This is a genomic window from Brevibacillus sp. NRS-1366 (assembly GCF_050467985.1).
The window spans coordinates 161621-182689 of sequence record NZ_JBITPN010000023.1 but is presented as its reverse complement, the minus strand read 5'-3'; the positions used below and the strand labels follow the sequence as shown (position 1 = coordinate 182689).

Below are 21069 nucleotides of genomic sequence, written 5' to 3'. Positions count from 1 at the left end.
CCCACTTTCACTGGTGCTAACTCACCTTCACGTTTAGAAGAGGGAGACTTCTTTCGGAATTAGTTAAATTTGTTGCCTACCAAGCATAAACTTTCGCTTTTTCTTCTTTTTTCTCTTCTCCACCAAAGTTCGACCAATAGATAATGAAAAAGGCTTCGCAAAAAAAATCAGCGAAGCCAACGAGTCTATTAATTGAAGTTTTCTTCCATTCTTTCCAATGCACCGTGAACGATGCGTCCTTTGAACATGACAGCAGCCCGCCTGGATCTTCTAGCGATAGCCTCTGCAGAGCAGGAGCTTTCTGCAAAGACGATGCTCGCCTCGTCGCCAACCTGAGGCCAAGCGCGGTTGCCATCCTTGTCCAAGGTCGTTTTTCCCCCGGTAATAAAGAACAGGGATTGAACGAGAGAGCGCTCGTCTACCCAGCGATTGCGCTCGACGAGACGATTCAGCTTTTCGAGCATGTCTCCTGTTCCATAAGGGGACCAGGAGTCGTAGAATCCATCGCAGCCCAGTGCGACACGTACTCCTTTTTCGTGCAGGATTGGAACAGGTGGCATTGCCCGATTGATTGGAACGGTTGTCATGATCATCGTTCCCAGTCGAGACAATCTTTCTGCCATGTCAGTGCTTTCTTCTACAGAGACGTCCCCCAGTGAGAATGCATGACTGATCGCCATCCGGTTTTGCCAGCCAGCTTCTTCCGTCAAATCGAGAATTCGCTTGATCGTATAAAAGCCGAGTGTGCCCGGATCGTGCAGATGAATATCGACATCGGCATCTGCTTCCACAGCGATGTCCATCATTTCTCGCAGCGAGCCTTCCAGCTCATTGTCGATACCGGCCGGATCCAAACCTCCAACCAGTGTCGCGCCTTCCTTCATCGCTTGTCTCATCAGGGAGCTTGCTTGTGTACGCAAGAGTCCTTGCTGAGGGAAGGCGACGATTTCGTACGTCATCCTATCACTGTAAGCCTCCAGCGCTGCGCGGACACCCTCCAGGTTTTTCAAACCGATATAAGGGTCAATATTGACGTGGGTCCGTACATGCGTGGCTCCACCTTTCAATAACCACTGGAGCATCGCTTCTGCCCGCTGTTTGGTTGTACCTGTCATAGTAGGCATTTCAGTCGCTTCGAATTCCAGGCGATCAATCAGCTTTTTCGGAGGGAGGCAAGATTTCCATGTTGCGCCTGCATACGTTTTGTCCAGATGGTTATGCTTCTCGACAAAAGAGGGGAGCGCTAGCAAACCCTTTGCATCCTGCTTAGGCAGTGCGGTGTCCAGTGGTTCATTTGCGGATGCGATCTGTACGATTTTGCCGTCGTTGATCTGCAGATGACAGATTTCCGAGGTAGTATGAACAACTCCATCGTGTCCGGTCTCAAAACCGCTGTCGAGACGTACATTGGTTAACCAGTAAGCATAACTCACATGAAATCATCCCTTTCTCATTGTGTAAGGAAGTTTATACACTTCACCGCACGAGTGCGATGAAAGCAAAAAGAGGTTAATTCTAGCTGTTCACTATTAATTGTAGTGAATATTTCGAAAAGGCATTTTCACCATCTTTACTTGTTTTTGCATGATCTTTACGTATTCCAGGAATCTTGCCCATTTTCTAAAAGTAGTAAAGATTGTGCAAATAGACGTAAAGCAATTGAAACATATTTTACAGAATATTTCCTATAATGAGAGGGGATTAGCGTTGAGGGAGGTAAAACATGAAGACGAAAATAACGGCAAAATATGTGATTGGATTCGATGGCGAGGACCACGTGATTATGAAGGATGGGGAAGTCGTATACGAAAACGACACCATTTTGTACGTGGGTCACGGTTTTGATGGGGAAGTAGACGAGGTGATTGATGCAGGTAACGCTGTGGTCAGCCCGGGCTTTATCGACCTGAATGCATTGGGTGATATTGATCACGATGTCGTTCATCTGGAAGCGTCGGCAGGAAGAAATAAGAATCTGCTCTGGTCTGAAGACTATTACCGCAAAGGCTATCATGAGGTCATGACCCCCGAGGAAGAGGCGTTCAAGTCGCTTTATGCCTACAGCCAGTTGATATTAAATGGCGTAACGACTGCGATGCCGATCACGTCTGTCTTTTACAAGCGCTGGGCGGAAACGTACGAAGAGTTGGCAGCGGCAGCCGATCATGCAGGACGATTGGGCCTGCGCATGTACATGGGACCGAGCTATCAATCGGGTATGCGTGTGGTCAAGGAAAACGGCGAAATCGAGGTTCTCTGGAACGAAGCAGAAGGGAAGGCAGGGCTTGCACGTGCTGTTCAGTTCGTCAAAGATTTCGATGGCGCGCACAACGGTCTGATCCGCGGCATGCTGGCTCCTGAGCGTATTGAGACCCAAACACCAGACAACCTGATCGAAACAAAGCGCTACAGCGAAGAGCTGGGCTGTCCGGTTCGTTTGCACGCAGCACAAGGCAGCTTTGAGTACAATGAAATGTACCGCCGTCACAATAAGTCACCTGTTCAGTTCCTGCACAGCTTGGGCTTTTTAGGGAAGAAGACCGCCATTCCACATGCCCATTTTATCCCTGGTTACAGTGAAGCCACAATCGGCGAAGGAGACGACCTCGCCTTGCTGCAAGAAACAGGAACGACTGTAATCCACTGTCCGCTCGTTATCGGCCGCCACGGCTCTGCGTTGGAATCGTTCGCCCGCTACAAGCGCCGGGGAATCAACATTGCGATCGGGACAGATACATTCCCGCCCGATTTTATCCAAAACATTCGCACTGCCAGTATGCTATCCCGTTTGCAGGAAGGGGATGTGGCAGATTCGAGCTATGCGGACATTTATCGGGCAGCGACATTGGGAGGAGCTCGGTTCCTCGGCAGAGACGATCTGGGCCGACTAGCGCCAGGCGCCAAAGCAGACATAATTGCCATTGATCTGGATGGCTTCCACATGGGAACGATTGAGGATCCGGTTCGTTCGCTGATCATGTCTGGCTCTGGCCGCGATGTGAAGCTGTCCATTATCAATGGACGCACAGTGATGAAAGACCGGATGTTGCCGGGCGTTGATTTGGAGGAAGTGAAAGCAAAAGGACAGCGCTATTTTGACAAAATGCGTCTGGGCTATGTAGAGCGGGATTATCAACAACTCGGGGAAGCTGAGCTGTTCGCTCCTTCCTTCCGAGTCGTAAACAAAGCATAAGGTTGATGCGTGTATGAAAAAGGCACAATCGGACTGGAGACAGTCGATTGTGCCTTTTTCGTGTAGTTATGGATTGCCCCGCGTGTCTTATAATTTTGTAACCAATAAACTCAATTTTTCCGCCATGTTTGCCAGCCCTTCCGTTGCGGAGGCTGTTTCCTGCGTACTGGCGGAGGTTTGCTCAGTCACTGCGGCAATATTTTGTGAGGATTGCAAAATTTCGTTGGTTTGTGCAGACTGTTCTTCGCAGCTCGCAGCAACCTCTGTGATCCGTTCCGCAGACTCGTTTACATATTGGATGATTTCCGTAAAGGAATCGCCTGCTTTGACGATTAGCTCATTGCCTAAACGCACTGTTTCCACGGTGTCTTGTGTACTTTCCTGCATCGTGTGCACCAATTGAATGATTCCTTTGGTGGCTTCACCGCTTTGATTTGCCAATTTTCCTACCGAATCTGCAACGACTGCGAAGCCGCGGCCATGTTCGCCCGCCCGCGCTGCCTCAATAGATGCATTTAACGCGAGCAGCTTGGTTTGATCGGCGATGTCTTTGATTGTGGTGACGATCAAGTCGATCTTCTTGGAATTGTCGAGGAGATAGTGTACTTTACTTGAAATGTCTTGCATGCCCGCCATAGCACTGTTCATCATTTTTCCGCCATTCTCGGCAATGACGGACGTCTTGTTTACTAAATGGCTCGTCTCTTCGATATTCGAAGCGATTTGCCCGATCGCTTTGTCCATCTGGTCGATCATCTCAGAAATGCCGTTAACCATGTTCGTCTGATGCTGACTGCCCGTCGCTACCTCTTGAATGCTTGCCGAGATTTCTTCGGAGGAGCTCGCTACCGTTTGGGAGGACATCGTAATGCTGTCAGCAACGCTACGAATGTCCCTGAAAATGATAAACGCCAAGAGCAGACCGATGATGATTGCAATTACAATCACGATGCTAATGCTTAGGAGAGCAGTACTGTAAATGTCTACCGAATTGGTGGTTGCCTCGGTCGCACCTGCACTGTTCAGTTCCTTCAGTTTGATAAGGACTTGCTGAGACTCTTCCCATACCGGGCCCACTTGTTTAATAGCATTGATCGTCTTTAGTTGATCGGATCCTTTTGCGAGGTCGATGACCCGAGGTAACTCTTTTTCGTATTCCTGCCACAATTGCTGGTACTCAGAAAAGAGTCGTCTTTCTTCATCATTGGCAATTAATTTCTCATAACTTTGCACAGCTTTGTGAATCCGCTCAAGAAGGACTTGAATTTGGGAGTCCAGTTTTGCAATCTCCTTATCGTCTGACTCCAGGCCCATTTGATTCAGCAGTCTCGGCACGTTGGTTCCTAAAGCATTTGTCTCTCCAATCAAAGCGAGGCTAGGAACCCAATTGTCTTTGATTTCTGTGGACTGATCCCCCATTCTCTGCATTTGGAAAATGGAGATCCCTCCGACGACGAGCAGCAGGACAATAAGTCCAATGAAACCGAGCAAAACCTTTTTCTTGATAGTCACGATAATTCCTCCAGGTTGAATTGCATTCTGATGACATTGAATTACCCGCATTTTTGACACTTAAAACTAGATAAATATTTCCAGTCGGGCATTCAAGTGAAAATCGGAAAATCATTTCAACCGCAGGCTGCTTCCATTTCCGCGAAAAATCCACCTTCTGAAAATGCCACTAGCTGGACGGAATGAGAAAGAAGTAACCCAAAACCACAAACTGATTTGATTTTTCTCCTTATTATGGTAAGTTTTTTCATTGAATAAAGTCTACACTAGCTAAGTGGAATGGTGAACTACTTTTCGTGAACCAAAAGGCAGAAAGTGGTGAATACATAGAGGAGAGGTACTACGGGGAGGGTTTGAACAGTGAGTGAACATGTCTTCCGGCCAGGAGGCGTGCAGATGGACAAGGACAAGCTGGATTTTGAACATCTAGTCCAGCCGCATTTGAACACAGCATTCCGAACGGCTTTTTTGCTGATTCACGATTACCATCTGGCGCAAGATGCTGTCCAGGAGGCGTTATGGGAAGCGTATCAATCTCTTTATCGGTTCGATGTGCGAAAAGGCACGTCTTTTCGGGCATGGTTTATGAAAATTGTGACACATCGTGCCCTTAATTTGATTCGCCGAAAGAAATCCACAACAGAATTAAACGCGGATTTTATGGGAACAGGGCCAAGCCCGCTGGAAAGTATTCTTCAGCAAGAGACAGAACAGCAAGTATGGCGTGCGATTCAGACGATGAAGCCCGTGCATCGGTCTACGGTGATCCTTTACTACTACGGAGACTTCAGTATTGCGGAAATCGCTAAAATGCTCGGGGTGTTTGAAGGAACAGTGAAATCGAGATTGCATAAGGCGAGAAAACTGATTGGCGAAAAGATGAAGGTGGAAGAGGCTGCACTAGGAGATGTGGAGATGGGAGTGATCGCAAATGACTAATCTTGACCAGCAAATCTCACAGACTTTAAAAAAGGTGGCAGACGAGCTGGAGCAGCCAGCTTTCGTCATGCCGGGTGTAGCCACATCTACGAAACGGGTGAAAAAAAGGTCCCGATTTTTACTAGCGTTTTGTATACCTGCTTCCTTCGCTATGATTCTTTTTTTGACGGTGTCGCTCGGAACCTATGTATCCCCAACTTTTGCCGCCTATCTCAAATCGTTTTTTGTCGGAGCGGATCTCGATCTTGGCTTGCAAACGGCAGCAGAAAAAGGCTTTTCACAAAGAACGAGTGCGTCTGCAACGGATCAGGGAATTACATGGGAAGTGAAAGAGATTATTGCTGATCCTGTGCGGATCGTCATCATGTATGTGCTAAAGGATCAGCAGGGTAAGGTGATTTCACCCGATCAGCTTCTTTTCTATCGTGTCCAGCTAGCAGATCGTGATGGAAAGCCGGTTCAAGAATTCAAGTCTAGCGGTGGGAGAAGCTGGAATGATCAATACGGATACATTACGGTAGAAGGCAATCTGGAGACAAGGGAACAGAACCTCGCACTGCAAGTAGGGGCTTCTAAAATTGGCACAACAGCAGGTAACTGGTCGATGAGCATTCCGTTTGACATCTCAAAAGCGGCGGCAGCCACAAAAACGATTCCTCTCTTGGAGACGTACACGACACCGCAAGGCTTGCAAATTACCATCAATAGAATCATTCACTCTCCGACGGCAAGTCGCTTGGACTATGAAACTGCATGGACGGATGATGCAAAGAAAAAGCTGGAGAGCGAAAGCAGCCAACTCATTGGCAAAACGAGAAATCCTGGTTACGCTCCTTTCGTCCCATATCAGGAGTACCAATTGGAGTATCACATCGAAAATGCAAAAGGAGAAGTGGTGAGCGACTATTCGCAGGGAGTGTCCTTTAAAAGAGAAGGAAAGGATCGCTATGGACATTTTTCCTGGCAGGATTCGTATGTACCCTTTTCTGCAGATGATAGCTACACGATGGTGCTGCATGCCGTAAACAAAGCGGAGCCATTCGAGCTGAACCTACCATTTGAGCCGAAACAGCTTGGTAACAAGTCGGCCAGTGCTGAAAAAAATGACAATCAGTTTCAAGTCACTTCTCTTCTCATCGAAAAAGGAGTGAGAAACGAGGAAATCCCAGTTATTACGATAGACGCTTATTTAACGGACATTTCTTACATTAACAGCTCGTGGTGGGTGCTGACGGATGAAACAGGTAAAGCCTATGAAATCAATGGTTTTGGGTGGGAGACGGTCGGTCGGGACGAGCGTGGGAGAGACCATGTCAAAATCAAACTAGAAAGTGAAGAAATGAAACTCAATCAAGAGAAATTTGTCCTGCGAATTCATGCAGCGCAAAAACGGTATACCGATGTGAATTGGAGAGTGCCGCTACCTACTTCAGCGGTGGAAGTTCAACCAGCGAATCAGAGTCCAAAATAAGCAAACACGGGAAGCTGCCGAATCAGGCAGCTTCTTTACGTTACACTTATTCCCTTATTGTTGCTTCGCTCAACCTTGCTTGAAGCGAAGCAAAGTAAGAGATGAGGTACTCTCGAAACGTATGGGCGGCTTTGGACAAATAACGATCCTGCAGCCAGGTGATTTGGTAGGTGCGGACACAAATAGGTTGATTGATGCGGAGTAGTTTAATAGAAGTGATCTTTTCACCTAGCGATTCCGGCCAGAAGGCGATGCCAATTCCTGTGCGAATGAAATAGCTGACGGCAGAATGCTCGTCAACTGGTGCATCGCGGGCAAGCTGCATCTGCATATCCGAAAGTCTTTTCCTCTAACGCAGGTGGCAGAAGCGCACCGAGAGATCGAAAGAGGTCACGGTCGTGGAAAAGTAGTTATCGTGATTTGAGGGAAGTCACCGACTGTGCAAACAACAGTAGATTCACATGCACTTGGTCCAATTCATAGGGCAATTAGGGAATGAAAGTGATGCTTGAAAGAAACTTATGCTAGCAATCATTCAAAATAGTTGCTATTTTATTAAGAAATGTGTAGTACTAAAGAGGTAGGATCTAATACCAAGGGAGATGTGGAAAATGGAATGTCAGTTATCGATTGCCCTCACTGGACAGAAAAAAGAGAAGCCAGCGACTGACAAGCTGGGATTTGGGGTGAATTTCACCGATCATATGTTTGTCATGGACTATACAGAAGGTAAAGGATGGCATGATCCACAGATCGTTCCGTATTCCCCGCTTTCGCTTGATCCGGCAGCGATGGTGTTTCACTACGGTCAGGCCGTCTTTGAAGGATTGAAAGCATACCGCAACAAGGAAGATAAAGTGTGGCTGTTCAGACCCGATCAAAATTTCAAGCGAATGAATCGTTCACTGGAGCGGTTGAGCATGCCGCTGGTAGACGAGGAATTCATGGTCGACGCCCTGAAAAAGCTGGTGGCGACTGACAAAGAATGGATTCCGACTGAGAGCGGCACTTCGCTTTACATCCGTCCGTTTGTGATCGCGACTGAGCCGTGTTTTGGCGTTCGTGCTTCGCATACGTATAAATTGATCATCCTGCTGTCCCCAGTAGGCGCTTATTATGCAGGCGGAATGGAACCAGTAAAAATTTATGTAGAAAACAACTACGTCCGTGCAGTGCGAGGCGGAACAGGTAACGCTAAGGTGGCGGGTAACTACGCTGGTGGCCTCAAAGCACAGGTGGAAGCAAAAGAAAAAGGCTACGAGCAAGTTCTCTGGCTCGATGGTGTAGAAAACAAGTATATTGAAGAAGTAGGCAGCATGAACGTGTTCTTCAAAGTAAAGGGCGAGGTTTGGACTCCTGTCTTGAACGGAAGCATTTTAGAGGGCATCACTCGGGACTCTACCATTCGCTTGCTCCAGGACTGGGGTGTTCCTGTCGTTGAAAAACGCATATCCATAGAAGACCTGTATACAGCGTACAACAATGGCGAGCTGGAAGAAGCATTCGGTACAGGTACGGCAGCCGTTATTTCTCCAATTGGTGATTTGAACTGGAACGGCCATCAAATGATTATCAACGGCGAAAAAACAGGACCGTTAACCATGAAGCTGTATGAAACCATGACTGGCATTCAGTATGGTGAAATAGAAGACAAGTTTGGATGGTCTGTTGCAGTAACGGAATAAGTGAATAGGCATACATAGAGGCACCGCTTTCTCTAGAGATGAGAGGGCTGTGCCTCTTTTTTTTGCGCCCAGAGTGTCCTCGATAGTGGTTTCCTTATCGGTAAAAAGGAATATGGCAAAAATAATGAAAAGAGAGGTAAAAATAACGAAAACGAAATTGCGGAGGTGTTCCAATCTCAATTGAAGGGAATCGGTATCGATCTAAAAATCAATGTACTGGAATGTGGGGCCTTTATTGATCTTGCAGCCAAGGGCGAGACAGGCATGTATATCACTGGCTGGGGAAATGCAACAGGGGATACAGATTACAATCAGTACAACCTTTATCACAGTTCTTCTTTAGGTGCCCCCGGTAACTACGCCTTCTATGAAAATCCGGAAGTGGATCGACTGATTGAGGCTGGGAGAACGGAAAAGGATGTAGAAAAGCGCAAGCAGATTTATGAGAAGGCACAGGAAATCAAAGTCAAGGATGCGGTCCATATTCCTTATCGTGGTGTAGAAAATCTGGCAGCCATCAGCAAGAACGTCCAAGGCGTGTGGATCAGCCCGTCGGGACTCTTGCAATTGTATGATACGTCGATTGTCCAATAGGTAGTTATATATCGAACAACACTAAAAATAGTAAAGATATTGCAAAGAGAGGTAAAGATACTAGAAAGATAAAAAGTTAGAAAATTGTTAAAATTTTAAAAGTAATCATCATTTGTTTTTACCTACAGTAAATGGGGGAATCATTCATGAAACGAAAACAATGGTTAGGTTCTGTTCTCGCTTTGTCCCTCCTGCTTGCCTCCGCTTTGACTGGTTGTTCCACCGGGCAACAGTCAAGTGAAACAAGCGCAGCACCAAGCACAGCCGCTCCTTCCACCAATCAGGCTGCAGCGACTCCGGCAGCAGCTGAGGGCGGTACACTCATTATCGCGCGTTTGTCTGATGCGAATAATTTGGATCCGCATTTCAGCACGCAGATCAACTCTATGGCTGTAGTTCAGCACAAGCTTTATGAGGGATTAGTGCTCATGGACCGCAACAGTGAGTACAAGCCGCTTTTGGCAACCGAATGGAAGCAGCTTGACGACGTTACCTGGGAATTTTCGCTTCGCGAGGGAGTTACCTTCCAGGACGGAGCCCCGTTCAATGCGGAAGCAGTAAAAAAGACGATTGATCGCATTTTGGACAAGAAAAACCCGACGCCAAAAGCAAACATGTTCGGGATGATTAAAGAAGTAAAGATAATCGATCCACAAAAGGTGCAAATTATTCTTCATTATCCGTTTGCCGGTCTCCTGTCTGTTCTGGCAAGTGCTGAGGGCGGTATCATCAGCCCAAAAGCAATCGAGCAATACGGAAAAGATTTGTCGAAGCATCCGGTAGGAACAGGGCCTTTTACTTTTGAATCTTGGACACCAGGTCAAGAAATCGTCATCGTCAAAAATGAAAACTATTGGGGAACGGGGCCAAAGGTTGACAAGGTCGTCTTTAAAACGGTTCCAGAAGATACGACGCGTGTTGCAATGGTGGAAACAGGAGAAGCACATGTGGCTGAACAGCTGCCTGTAACTGAGCTGGAGCGGGTCCAAAATTCCACGAACATGTCTTTGGGGCGTTTTGAATCGTTTGCCGTAGACCATATCGGCATGAATGTTACCAAAAAGCCGTTTGATGACGTACGCGTGCGTCAAGCGATTGCCCATGCTGTGGACAAGGAATCCATTATTAAAGGTGTCTACAATAACGTAGGAAAAGTAGCTATCTCATCGCTGGGACCAAAAGTGATCGGGTACAGCGCCGACATCAAAACGCCAGAGTACGACTTGAACAAGGCAAAACAATTGCTGACAGAAGCGGGCTATGCAAATGGTTTCAAAGCGACCATTTATTTAAATGACAACAAAGCTCGGATCAATGTAGCGGAAGTGCTCCAATCTCAGTTGAAGGGCATTGGCATTGATTTGCAGATCCAGGTAATGGAATTCGGTGCCTATCTGGATCTTGCAGCCAAAGGAGAAGCCGAGATGTTCATTAGTGGCTGGGGGAATGCAACTGGTGACGGCGACTATAATCAGTACAATCTGTTCCACAGTACTTCGGCAGGCGTCCCAGGCAACCACTCCTTCTACAACAATCCCAAGGTGGATGCTCTGATTGAAGCGGCTCGCAAGGAAAAAGACCCTGAGAAGCGCAAGGAAATTTACGCCGAAGCACAGCAGATCGAGATGGAAGAAGTTCCACTGCTCCCATACCGCAGCAGTGAAAACCTCGCTGCCATCGCCAAAAATGTGCAAGGAGTTTACATTAGTCCGTCCGGTTATATCGACGTGAGTGATGTGACCATCGAATAGCAGTGACCAACAAGACAAAAGGCTCTCTCCATGAAAACGGAGAGAGTTTTTTTGTACTTCGCTCCGCTCTAAAGCCGTCTAGAAAAAAGCTGTTTCCTCTCCCCCACTACAGCCCGAACGCATTTAAATCTTTAAAATTTGTTTAAAAATCTGAAAAAATAGTAAAGAAAGTGAAAATTCTAGTAAAGAGAGTGAAAAAATATTGGCGGAATTGTAGGTAAAATGAGACATGCGCGAATGGTTAAAATATTCAAATTGATGAAGCGCAAACGAAAAAGGGGGACATCTACATGAAAAAGACGCGCTTTTTCCAAACGCTGATTGCGCTGACTGTCGCGGTTTCTGCTGCACTCTCAGGCTGCTCGTCAGCACCAGAAGCAGGAACAAATGCAAACGCAAACGCTTCCGGACAAGCTAGTACAGCAGCACCAGCCAGTAAAACAGGAGGCACTCTCGTCATTGCCCGTTTGTCTGACGCGAACAATTTAGACCCGCATTTCCTCACTCAAATCAATTCCGCCGCTATTATTCATCACAAAGTATACGAGGGTCTCGTCCGGATGGACAAAGAAAGTAAATACGTAGGCGCTCTTGCAAGCGAATGGAAGCAAGTCGATGGTGTGACGTGGGAGTTCAAGCTGCGTTCCGGGGTCACTTTCCACGATGGCTCACCGTTCAATGCCGAAGCCGTGAAAAAGACGATTGCGCGTGTCCAGGATCCCGCAGTAGGTTCGAACCGCGCCAATCTGTTTGAAGCGATCAAAGAAGTAAAGGTCGTAGATGATCAGACAGTTCAATTTATATTGCATTACCCGTATACTCCGCTCTTGTCCGTACTCGCAAGCGCAGAAGGAGTCATCCTGTCTCCAAAAGCAATTGAGCAGTACGGCAAAGAACTGACCAAGCATCCGACTGGAACCGGGCCATACAAATTCGAGTCTTGGACACCCGGTCAAGAAGTCGTGTTGGTGAAAAACGACAGCTACTGGGGTGACAAACCGAAATTGGACAAGGTCGTTTTCAAGACCGTTCCAGAGGATACGACCAGGCTCGCAATGGTAGAAACGGGTGAAGCCCAGGTAGCCGAGCAGCTTCCGGTTACTGAGGTAGATCGTGTACAAAACTCTTCCTCTATGACACTTGGGCGCTTTGCTTCCTTCTCCAGTGATCATATCGGAATTAACACGAAGAAAAAGCCATTTGATGATGTCCGCGTACGTCAAGCGATTGCGCATGCGATTGACAAGGCATCCATCATTCAAGGTGTTTACAATGACGTAGGAACTGTGGCACATTCCTCCGTTTCTCCATCAATGGTAGGATACAGCCCGAATGTAAAAGACGCGGACTACGATTTGGAGAAGTCGAAAAAACTGTTGGCAGAAGCGGGCTACGCCAATGGATTCAAAGCAACGATTTACTTAAACGACAACAAAGCACGAATCAACGTAGCAGAGGTTCTGCAGCAGCAACTGAAACAAATCAACATTGATCTGCAAGTAAAAGTGCTGGAGTTTGGAGCTTACATCGATGCAGCGACGAAAGGCGAGACTGACCTGTTCATCAGCGGATGGGGCAATGCTACCGGTGACGCGGACTACAATCAGTACAACTTGTTCCACACCAAATCCCAAGGCGCTCCTGGTAATCACTCCTTCTACAGCAATCCTGAGGTGGACAAGCTGATTGAAGAGGGTCGTAAGGAACAAGATGAGGAAAAGCGGAAACAATTCTATGAAAAAGCACAGCAAATCGAAATGGACGAGGCAGCATTGGTGCCATATCGTTACTCAGAAAACCTGGCAGCGATTGAAAAAGGTGTAGAAGGTGTATGGATCAGTCCAGCAGGTCATATCGAAATTGATGATGTAACCATTCAATAAATGTACACCATGAGCAGCATAGCGACCTTCCTTCTTTGGAACGAGCTATGCTGCTGGTATTTATGAGCTTGCGCAACAGAAAAATAGAGTAATTGGGGGTTGGAGTATGAAAAAGAACAAACGGTTGAGTTCGGTACTGGCAAGTGTACTTAGCGTAGGCATTTTACTTGCGGGCTGTTCCGCGGGTAGCGAACAGAGTACAGGAGGAACCGTAACCGAAACAGAACCAGGGAAGTCGAATCAGACTTTGATTATCGCACGTCAGTCCGATGCCAATAACTTGGACCCGCACTTTATTTCGGCAATAAACGCAGCGAGTGTCGTCCATCACAAAGTTTATGAAGGATTGATCTCACGGGATGAAAACATGGCGTTCAAGCCACTGCTCGCCACTGAATGGAAGCAGCTTGACGATGTCACGTGGGAATTCAAGCTGCGACAAGGCGTCACCTTTCACGACGGAACGCCGTTTAATGCCGAGGCGGTAAAAGCGACAATTGGCCGTGTACTTGATGAAAAGGTTGGATCTCCACGAGCGACCCAATTTCAAATGATCACAGAAGTGAAAGTGGTAGACGATTATACGGTACAGTTCAAGCTGGCGTATCCATACTCACCGTTGCTCTCGATTCTCGCCAATCACGAAGGAAGCATCATCAGTCCAAAGGCGATCGAACAATACGGCAAAGATTTGAGCAAGCATCCAGTTGGGACCGGGCCCTTTGTATTTGAGTCATGGACACCCGGACAAGAAATCGTCCTCGTGAAAAATGACAACTACTGGGGAGAAAAGGTGAAATTCAACAAGGCTGTGTTTAAGGTTGTTCCCGAAGACACGACAAGAATCGCCATGGTTGAGACCGGAGAGGCCCATATTGCCGAGCCTTTGCCAGTCACTGAGATTGAACGAGTGAAGAATTCCCCACAGCTTGATCTATACCGAACTGTTGGGTTGGGAACTGATTTTATCGGCTTCAATAATAAAAAGAAGCCTTTCGATGATGTACGTGTCCGCCAGGCGATCAATTATGCAATTGAGACAGATGCGATTATTCAAGGGGTATACAACAATATCGGAACCAAAGCAAATTCTGCCATGAGTCCAAAGGTTCTTGGTTACAGCGAGAGTCTGAAAGGTTACAATTTTGATCCGAATAAGGCAAAAGCACTTCTGAAGGAAGCGGGTTATCCGAATGGCTTCAAGACGACCATTTGGACAGGAGATCGAAAAGAGAGAATCAATGCGGCAGAAGTCATTCAATCCCAGCTAAAGGGAGTAGGAATCGAAGTAGAACTAAAAGTACTGGAGTATGGCGCTTATTTGGATGCCGAAGATAACGGCGAAACAGACATGTTTATAAGTGGCTGGGGTAACGCAACGGGCGATGGAGACTACAATCAGTATAATTTGTTCCATTCCGCTTCTTTAGGCAAAGGTGGGAACACAACCTTTTACGAAAATCCGGAAGTTGATAAACTGATCGAGGAAGGACGCCGTGAACAGGACATAGAAAAGCGGAAGCAAATTTATGCGAAGGCGTTGCAAATCGAATCCGATGAAGCACCGATGGTTCCCATTCGCAATCTAGAGCATGTTGCTGCTGTAGGGAAAAATATTAAAGGATTCTGGATCAGCCCATCTGGCTACATGATGATCAACGACATTACGATCCAGTAATCGTGAAAGGAAGGAAGAAGTGGTATGAAAGAAAGCTTCTGGATCGCGAATGCAAGTCTGGAGTGCAGCTTTTTAGTGGAAGACGGCAGGGTGAATGGAACAAGTACAGATCAGTTTCATATATCGGTAGCTGATGGACGCATAGAGCGGATCATTCCTGCAGCAGAGCCGCTGCCAGAAGGAGAAGCGGTTTGGGATGCAGACGGACTCCTCATGCTTCCTTCGTTTCGGGAAATGCATATTCACCTGGATAAAACATTTTATGGAGGACCGTGGCAAGCCGTAATCCCTGCCCCTAATCGCTTTTTCAGGATTGAACAAGAGCAGGAGCTATTGCCACTTCAATTACCGGTTGCGAAGGAAAGAGCAGAAAAGCTGTTGCACCTCGTGCAATCTCATGGAGCTACCCATGTTCGGACACATTGCAACATTGACCCGGTCATCGGGCTCAAAAACCTGGAGGCTACCCTACAGGCATTGGAGACATACAGGGGGAAACTTTCCTGGGAAATTGTTGCCTTCCCTCAGCATGGGTTGCTGCGCAGTGATTCTGTTGCGCTGGTGCGGGAGGCGATGAAGCATGGTGCCGGTCTGGTAGGCGGTGTCGATCCGGCTACGTTTGATGATGATGTCGAAAAGTCTCTCTACACCATGATGGATATCGCTGTAGAAGCGAATGCAGACATTGATCTGCATTTGCACGAGCCAGGACATTTGGGGCTCTTTATTATGAAACGGCTTGCGGCCATGACGGAGGAGGCGGGTTGGCAGGGGCGCGTCAGCATCAGCCATGCTTACGGACTTGGGGAAGTAGCTACTGGGCTTGTCGAAGAAATGGCAGAACGCTTGGCCAGCTTGCAGATCTCTGTGATGACAGCAATTCCAATTGATATGCCGACGATTCCGGTTCCGCTTTTGCATGCGAAAGGTGTTCACGTAGGGCTTGGCAACGATAATATTACCGACCACTGGGACCCGTTTGGCACAGGGGATATGCTGCAAAAGGCAAATCGGTTAGCGGAGCGTTTTCGCTTGATCGACGAGGTATCATTATCCAGGGCTTTAGGCTTTGTAACAGGGGGGATGACTCCGCTGGATGAAGCAGGCAATCAAGTCTGGCCAAAAGTAGGGGATGTGGCCAATGCAGTGTTTGTGCGAGCAAAATGCTCAGCAGAGGCAGTCGCCCGTCAATCCTCCAAGGAAGCAGTCATTTTTTCTGGCAAGATCGTCTGGCAAAAGGAAACGTGTGAACGAGGTTAGTTTGTCTAAAAGGGTAAACCCGATCTTCCTTACTGGTTAAGGAAGGTCGGGTTCTTTAAATAAAAGTAAAAATAATATAAATAGATGTAAAGATGCTGAAAAGACTGTCGAATAATATCCCGTATAATGCAAATAGGACATAGATTCAGAATTTTCGACAGTGTTCGACAAGGGGGATTTACAAATGAAGAAGACACGCTTGTTCGGCTCTTTGCTTGCTCTGACGCTGGTAATTGGTACAGCGCTGACGGGATGCAGTTCAGGGGCAGAACAAACGAATACGGGGAATACGTCAGCCGCAGAAGCTCCAAAAGAAGGCGGTACATTGATTGTAGCCCGCAAGGCGGATGCCAACAATCTGGACCCGCACTTCATCTCCAATATTCCATCGGCTAACTACATCTATGGAAAAGTATATGAGAGTCTGGTTTCGCGTGATAAAAATGCTGAATACAAGCCAACGCTCGCAACGGATTGGAAGCAAGTCGACGACCTGACATGGGAATTTAAACTGCGTGAAGGCGTTACCTTCCATGATGGTGCCCCATTTAATGCAGAAGCGGTGAAAAAGACGTTCGAACGAGTACTGGATCCAAAGGTTGCTTCTCCACGTGCATCCAGCTTCTCCATGATCAAAGAGATTAAAGCGGTAGACGATAAAACCGTACAATTCATCTTGCAGTATCCGTTTGCTCCGCTGCTCTCCATTTTGGCTAGCTCTGAAGGCAGCATTCTCAGCCCGAAAGCGATCGCTGAGCATTCAGATACATTGTCCAAGCAGCCTGTGGGTACAGGGCCTTTCAAATTTGAATCGTGGACGCCCGGTCAGGATATGACCCTCGTAAAAAATGATAGCTATTGGGGCGAGAAACCAAAAGTAGATAAAGTCCTCTACAAAGTCGTTCCAGAAGATACGACTCGGATCGCGATGGTCGAAGCTGGTGAGGCTCACATCGGAGACCAGCTCCCTGTAACAGAGGTAGAGCGCGCGCAAGCTACTCCCAGCATGAACTTGGTACGTGCAGAAGGGCTTGGCGTCGAATACATTGGTTTCAACGTACAGAAAAAACCGTTTGACGATGTGCGCGTACGTCAGGCAGTCGCACATGCAATCGAGAAAGAAGCAATTGTCAAAGGCGTATACAACAATGTAGGAACAGAGGCTGTATCCTCGTTGTCTTCCAAAGTGATCGGTTACAATCCGAACCTGAAGGATTACTCCTATGATGTGAACGAAGCGAAGGCACTGCTCGCCGCTGCCGGCTATGCCAACGGTTTCAAGACCTCGATCGTAACAGATGACCGCAAAGAGCGGATGAACGTAGCAGAAGTGATCCAGTCCCAACTGAAGGGAATCGGGATTGATGTTGAAATTAAAGTAATGGAATACGGAGCTTATCTGGATTTCACAGACAAAGGTGAACATGCGATGTTCATCGGTGGCTGGGGTAATGCGACCGGTGACGGCGACTATAACCAATACAATGTTTTCCACAGCTCGTCCAAAGGAAGCGCCGGTAACCTGGCTTTCTACAACAATCCAGAGGTAGATAAATGGATCGAAGAAGGTCGTCGTGAAAAAGATGCAACCAAGCGTAACGAAATCTATGCAAAGCTGCAAGAAATCGAATTGAAGGAAGTGCCAGTCATCCCGATTCGTACGATTGACCACGTATCTGTTACATCCAAAGATGTAAATGGTTTCTGGCTCAGTCCTGTAGGGTATTTGATGCTGGATGAAGTAACTGTAAAATAAATTCAATCAGTGGGGATGGCGATTGACGCTATCCCCCTGTTCTGTTTGGAGGGGCGCATGCTTAGGAACGCACAGACAACAGGATGGAATCAGTCACTAGGGGCGATACAGTGGCCCTTTGGAAGGAGATCGTGCACTGGCTGGACTGGTAGCCATCGGTGTGTTCGTCCTCGTCTTTTGCCTGTCGACATGGGGGAAAAGCTGGTGGAAAAGCTACGCCGTACTCATCGGCATCGCTGCCGGATGGTTTGTTTTCGCCTGTATGGGGATGGGGGGCTCAGCGATTACCGACTCTGCCTGGTTTCGCTTGCCGCACATTTTTGCGTGGGGACCTCCGCAATTTGATAGCGGAATGGCAGTTGCCGTGCCCCCGCTTACTCTGATGCTCCTCTCCAGTACATTGGCTGCGACAGAGTCGATGGAGCAAGCGATCGCAGAGATTCCCAAAAAGGATTCCAGACGTTTCTCACGCGGTGCGGCTGTAGGTGGGCTTGCTCATGTGCTTTCTTCTGTTTTCTCGACGGTCGGGATTGTCCCGCTGGGTGGAAGCGCTGGTTTCGTGCGGATGACTGGGCAAAGCAGACTAGCTCCCTTCCTCATTGGAGGGATCGTTATGGTGTGCCTTTCCTTCATTCCGCCCGCGATCGGACTGCTGACCAAATTACCTGCTCCCGTTGCGTATGCGGTCGAGCTCGCTGCCTTTATACCAATGGTGGGGCTTGGCGTTCGAGCCATTCTGAGGGAAGCGTTGACAGAGAGAAGGATGACGATCCTTGGAGTGACCCTTTTGTTCGGAATGTCGATCATGTTTTTACCGACTGATATGTTCCAAGGGCTGCCTACAGTGATTCAATATATTGCAGGCAATGGCCTCTTGGTCGGCGTCCTCATTGCGATGGTGTTGGAGAGGGTTTGGAAGGATACGGCATGCAAAGAGAGCGGGGCTGTGCAAGCCGAGTTTCAGAAATAGTTCAAATGAGTGTGATAGAATAGGACGGTATGTGAATTTATAGGAAATACAACTTTGAATGAAAGGAAAGACTTGTAACGACTTATGCTAACTAAAAAAAATCGCCTCATGCTATTTCTATCACTCTCTGCCGTGCTGTTGAATGTCCTTCTATTTGTGATTACCAAGTTCTTCGATCCGTTTCATCATTCGATGGGAATGCACGCCACGGGTTTTACAATGAATCCTTCGCTTTTTGTAGAACAAATCGCAATTTGTTTCTTGCCGATCATTTCTATGGCACTAGCCATTTATTGGTATATTGGAAATAAAGAGAACCCTGTCCTGCCATGGATCAACACGCTGACGCTGACGTTGTCGAGTATCGGAATGATCAGCGGTAGCGGTGGTGGCGTGGAATTTCATTTTTCCATCTTTATGGTCATCGCAGCAACGGCTTACTATGAAAATGCACGTTTGATCATGATGATGACACTTCTGTTTGCGGTACAGCACTTGGGAGGATATTTTTTCTTGCCGCAACTGGTGTTTGGAACCGAGACATACCCTTTTACCATGCTGCTCATCCATGCCGGATTTCTGCTTCTGACCTCAGGAGCAACATGTATGCAAATCAATTCGAAGAAGCAGATGACTCTACAGTTGGAAGCAGAAAAGAAAACCAAGGAAAATGAGATAGTGAACTTGCTGGAGCAGGTCCAGTCATTAGCTGAGCAAATTGGCTCCACTTCCAAAATCGTTTCGGGAAAATCAGAACAAAACGTGAAAAGCAATCAAGAGATGCGAAATGCTTTTACTGAAGTATCGCAAGGACTAGGTGACCAAGCCAAAGCAATCGAGCACATGGAATATAATCTGCAAAGCATCCACAACTCGATTCAAGCTGCGCTGTCGGCATCAGAAGAAATGAAAGAAAATGCGGGAGTGACCGAGCAAGCGATCGGAACCAGTTCCCAAAAGGTTCAATTGCTGCATGAGCATATGCTGCAAATTATCGTGGCAATCAGCACGGTCGTGGAAACGATGCGCTCTCTCAAGCAATCCTCAGATCGGGCAAAAAACATGATCGGCATGATTCAACGAGTAGCGGATCAAACGAATTTGTTGGCATTGAATGCCTCTATTGAAGCGGCTCAAGCAGGGGAGCATGGCAAAGGCTTTTCAGTTGTAGCAAGTGAAATCAGAAAGCTCGCGAATCAGAGCCGTGAAGCCGCAAAAGAGGTTCAAATGATCATGGAAGCCATCCAAAAAGAAAGTGATTTGACGTCTGCCCTGATTCAAAACAGCCAAACAGTGGCGGAGCTGTCGGTCACCGAAGTAGATGTGTTTGCAGATGATTTCGTACAAGTGAAGGAGACGATTACGCACCTGCTTACGTTTATTCGAAGGCTGAACCAGATGATGCTCTCTATCAAGAATGATTCAGCTCATGTAACGGGAGAGATCTCACAAATTTCGACGGTTATCGAGGAAGGCATTGCTGCCATGGAGGAACTGTCGATGATGAGCGTTCATCAGATTGAGTCGGCCAAGCAGGTTGATGGTGAAATTAAGCAGTTGACCAGTTTGAATCTTTCCTTGCAGGAGCGCTTCAGTGCGTAGCGAATGATTCATTCAGCCTGAATTTGCCTGCAATTGTGGTAGCCATAAACTGCCATGCCTGTTATCGTGGAGAAAGATAGATACAGGGATGAGAGGTGGATGGCATGCAGGAAGAAAAGCTGGACATTTTCGATGAAGAAGGACAACCTATCGGGATCGAAAAAAGAAGTGAGGTACATCGCAGAGGACTATGGCACCAGACATTTCATTGCTGGATATTTCGAACCACAGGGCAGCAAATTGAGCTGCTGTTCCAAAAAAGACATCCGGATAAAGATACGTGCCCCAATTTGCTCGACATCACTTCAGCCGGTCATCTGCTCGCTTCTGAGCAACCAAGCGACGGTGTGCGAGAACTGGAGGAAGAGCTGGGGCTGTCTGCTCCTTTTCAAGACTTGCATGCTGTCGGTATCATTCGCGATGTGACAAGCGCTCCGGGAGTCATGGACAAAGAATTCTGCCACGTGTTCCTGTATGAATGTGATCAACCGCTCAGCGAGTACCGTTTGCAAGCAGAAGAGGTAACGGGCTTGGTCTGGGTCCATTTGGATGAGATAGAAAAGCTGTTCGCCGGGCAGGTATCCACCATTCGCGCAAGAGGCTTTTTAATCGAAGGAAAAATCGTAAACTGGGACGTCGACGCAGAGGTGGACAAAACCCACTTTGTACCACATGAAGATCATTATTATCAGCAGGTGTTTGCAGCGGTAAAGGACTACGCTGCTCACAGACGGAGCAAATAACATGAGACAAACAAACCTCGTCTTGTTGTGAA

The 21069-nt window shown here is 47.4% G+C and carries 17 protein-coding genes; 14 read left to right on the top strand and 3 right to left on the bottom strand.

Translation table 11 applies throughout. The features are described from left to right. Window positions 1-188: 188 nt before the first annotated feature. Window positions 189-1433, bottom strand: a complete 1245-nt coding sequence (locus ACIFQN_RS21595) for an amidohydrolase family protein (protein WP_429835098.1) — start codon at window positions 1431-1433, stop codon at window positions 189-191. A gap of 290 nt (window positions 1434-1723) precedes the next feature. Between ACIFQN_RS21595 and ACIFQN_RS21590 the strand changes: the two genes are divergently transcribed. After that, complete coding sequence (locus ACIFQN_RS21590) at window positions 1724-3193, top strand: amidohydrolase family protein (protein ID WP_429835097.1); 1470 nt, start codon at window positions 1724-1726, stop codon at window positions 3191-3193. A gap of 87 nt (window positions 3194-3280) precedes the next feature. Here ACIFQN_RS21590 and ACIFQN_RS21585 read toward each other — a convergent pair whose 3' ends face one another. Then, complete coding sequence (locus tag ACIFQN_RS21585; protein ID WP_429835096.1) at window positions 3281-4705, bottom strand: HAMP domain-containing methyl-accepting chemotaxis protein; 1425 nt, start codon at window positions 4703-4705, stop codon at window positions 3281-3283. 360 nt (window positions 4706-5065) lie between these two features. Between ACIFQN_RS21585 and ACIFQN_RS21580 the strand changes: the two genes are divergently transcribed. Then, entirely contained in the window at window positions 5066-5644 is a 579-nt protein-coding gene (locus ACIFQN_RS21580) for an RNA polymerase sigma factor (RefSeq protein WP_429835095.1), read from the top strand. Then, complete coding sequence (locus ACIFQN_RS21575) at window positions 5637-7115, top strand: DUF4179 domain-containing protein (RefSeq protein ID WP_429835094.1); 1479 nt, start codon at window positions 5637-5639, stop codon at window positions 7113-7115. The genes ACIFQN_RS21580 and ACIFQN_RS21575 overlap by 8 nt, the downstream gene beginning before the upstream one ends. 46 nt (window positions 7116-7161) lie before the next feature. On the opposite strand, the gene ACIFQN_RS21570 is transcribed toward ACIFQN_RS21575, so the two are convergent. After that, entirely contained in the window at window positions 7162-7446 is a 285-nt protein-coding gene (locus tag ACIFQN_RS21570) for a hypothetical protein (RefSeq protein WP_429835109.1), read from the bottom strand. Between ACIFQN_RS21570 and ACIFQN_RS21565 the strand changes: the two genes are divergently transcribed. From ACIFQN_RS21565 to ACIFQN_RS21515, 11 genes are all read left to right on the top strand, one after another. Beyond that, entirely contained in the window at window positions 7405-7539 is a 135-nt protein-coding gene (locus ACIFQN_RS21565; protein WP_429835093.1) for a zinc-binding dehydrogenase, read from the top strand. The two genes, ACIFQN_RS21570 and ACIFQN_RS21565, sit on opposite strands and share 42 nt — an antisense overlap. A 187-nt stretch (window positions 7540-7726) precedes the next feature. Further along, entirely contained in the window at window positions 7727-8800 is a 1074-nt protein-coding gene (locus tag ACIFQN_RS21560) for a branched-chain amino acid aminotransferase (RefSeq protein WP_429835092.1), read from the top strand. A 96-nt stretch (window positions 8801-8896) separates the two neighbouring features. Next, window positions 8897-9394, top strand: coding sequence for an ABC transporter substrate-binding protein (locus ACIFQN_RS21555; RefSeq protein WP_429835108.1), 498 nt, complete (start codon window positions 8897-8899; stop codon window positions 9392-9394). Between the two features lie 146 nt (window positions 9395-9540). After that, the gene (locus ACIFQN_RS21550; protein ID WP_429835091.1) at window positions 9541-11145 is read left to right on the top strand and encodes a glutathione ABC transporter substrate-binding protein; all 1605 of its coding nucleotides are present in this window, start codon (window positions 9541-9543) and stop codon (window positions 11143-11145) included. Window positions 11146-11435: 290 nt separating this feature from the next. Beyond that, a complete protein-coding gene (locus ACIFQN_RS21545; protein WP_429835090.1) occupies window positions 11436-13028 on the top strand; it encodes a glutathione ABC transporter substrate-binding protein in 1593 nt (530 codons plus the stop codon). 106 nt (window positions 13029-13134) lie between these two features. Further along, the gene (locus ACIFQN_RS21540; protein WP_429835089.1) at window positions 13135-14706 is read left to right on the top strand and encodes a glutathione ABC transporter substrate-binding protein; all 1572 of its coding nucleotides are present in this window, start codon (window positions 13135-13137) and stop codon (window positions 14704-14706) included. 24 nt (window positions 14707-14730) lie between these two features. Then, complete coding sequence (locus tag ACIFQN_RS21535) at window positions 14731-15966, top strand: amidohydrolase family protein (RefSeq protein ID WP_429835088.1); 1236 nt, start codon at window positions 14731-14733, stop codon at window positions 15964-15966. Between the two features lie 184 nt (window positions 15967-16150). Further along, complete coding sequence (locus tag ACIFQN_RS21530) at window positions 16151-17722, top strand: glutathione ABC transporter substrate-binding protein (protein WP_429835087.1); 1572 nt, start codon at window positions 16151-16153, stop codon at window positions 17720-17722. A gap of 118 nt (window positions 17723-17840) precedes the next feature. Further along, window positions 17841-18692 (top strand): purine/pyrimidine permease, encoded by an 852-nt coding sequence (locus ACIFQN_RS21525; protein ID WP_429835086.1) that lies wholly within the window; start codon window positions 17841-17843, stop codon window positions 18690-18692. A gap of 84 nt (window positions 18693-18776) precedes the next feature. Beyond that, window positions 18777-20294 carry a methyl-accepting chemotaxis protein gene (locus ACIFQN_RS21520; protein WP_429835085.1) on the top strand — a complete coding sequence of 506 codons (1518 nt, stop codon included), beginning with the start codon at window positions 18777-18779 and terminating at the stop codon, window positions 20292-20294. Between the two features lie 104 nt (window positions 20295-20398). Further along, the gene (locus ACIFQN_RS21515; RefSeq protein WP_429835084.1) at window positions 20399-21037 is read left to right on the top strand and encodes an NUDIX hydrolase; all 639 of its coding nucleotides are present in this window, start codon (window positions 20399-20401) and stop codon (window positions 21035-21037) included. Window positions 21038-21069 lie beyond the last annotated feature (32 nt).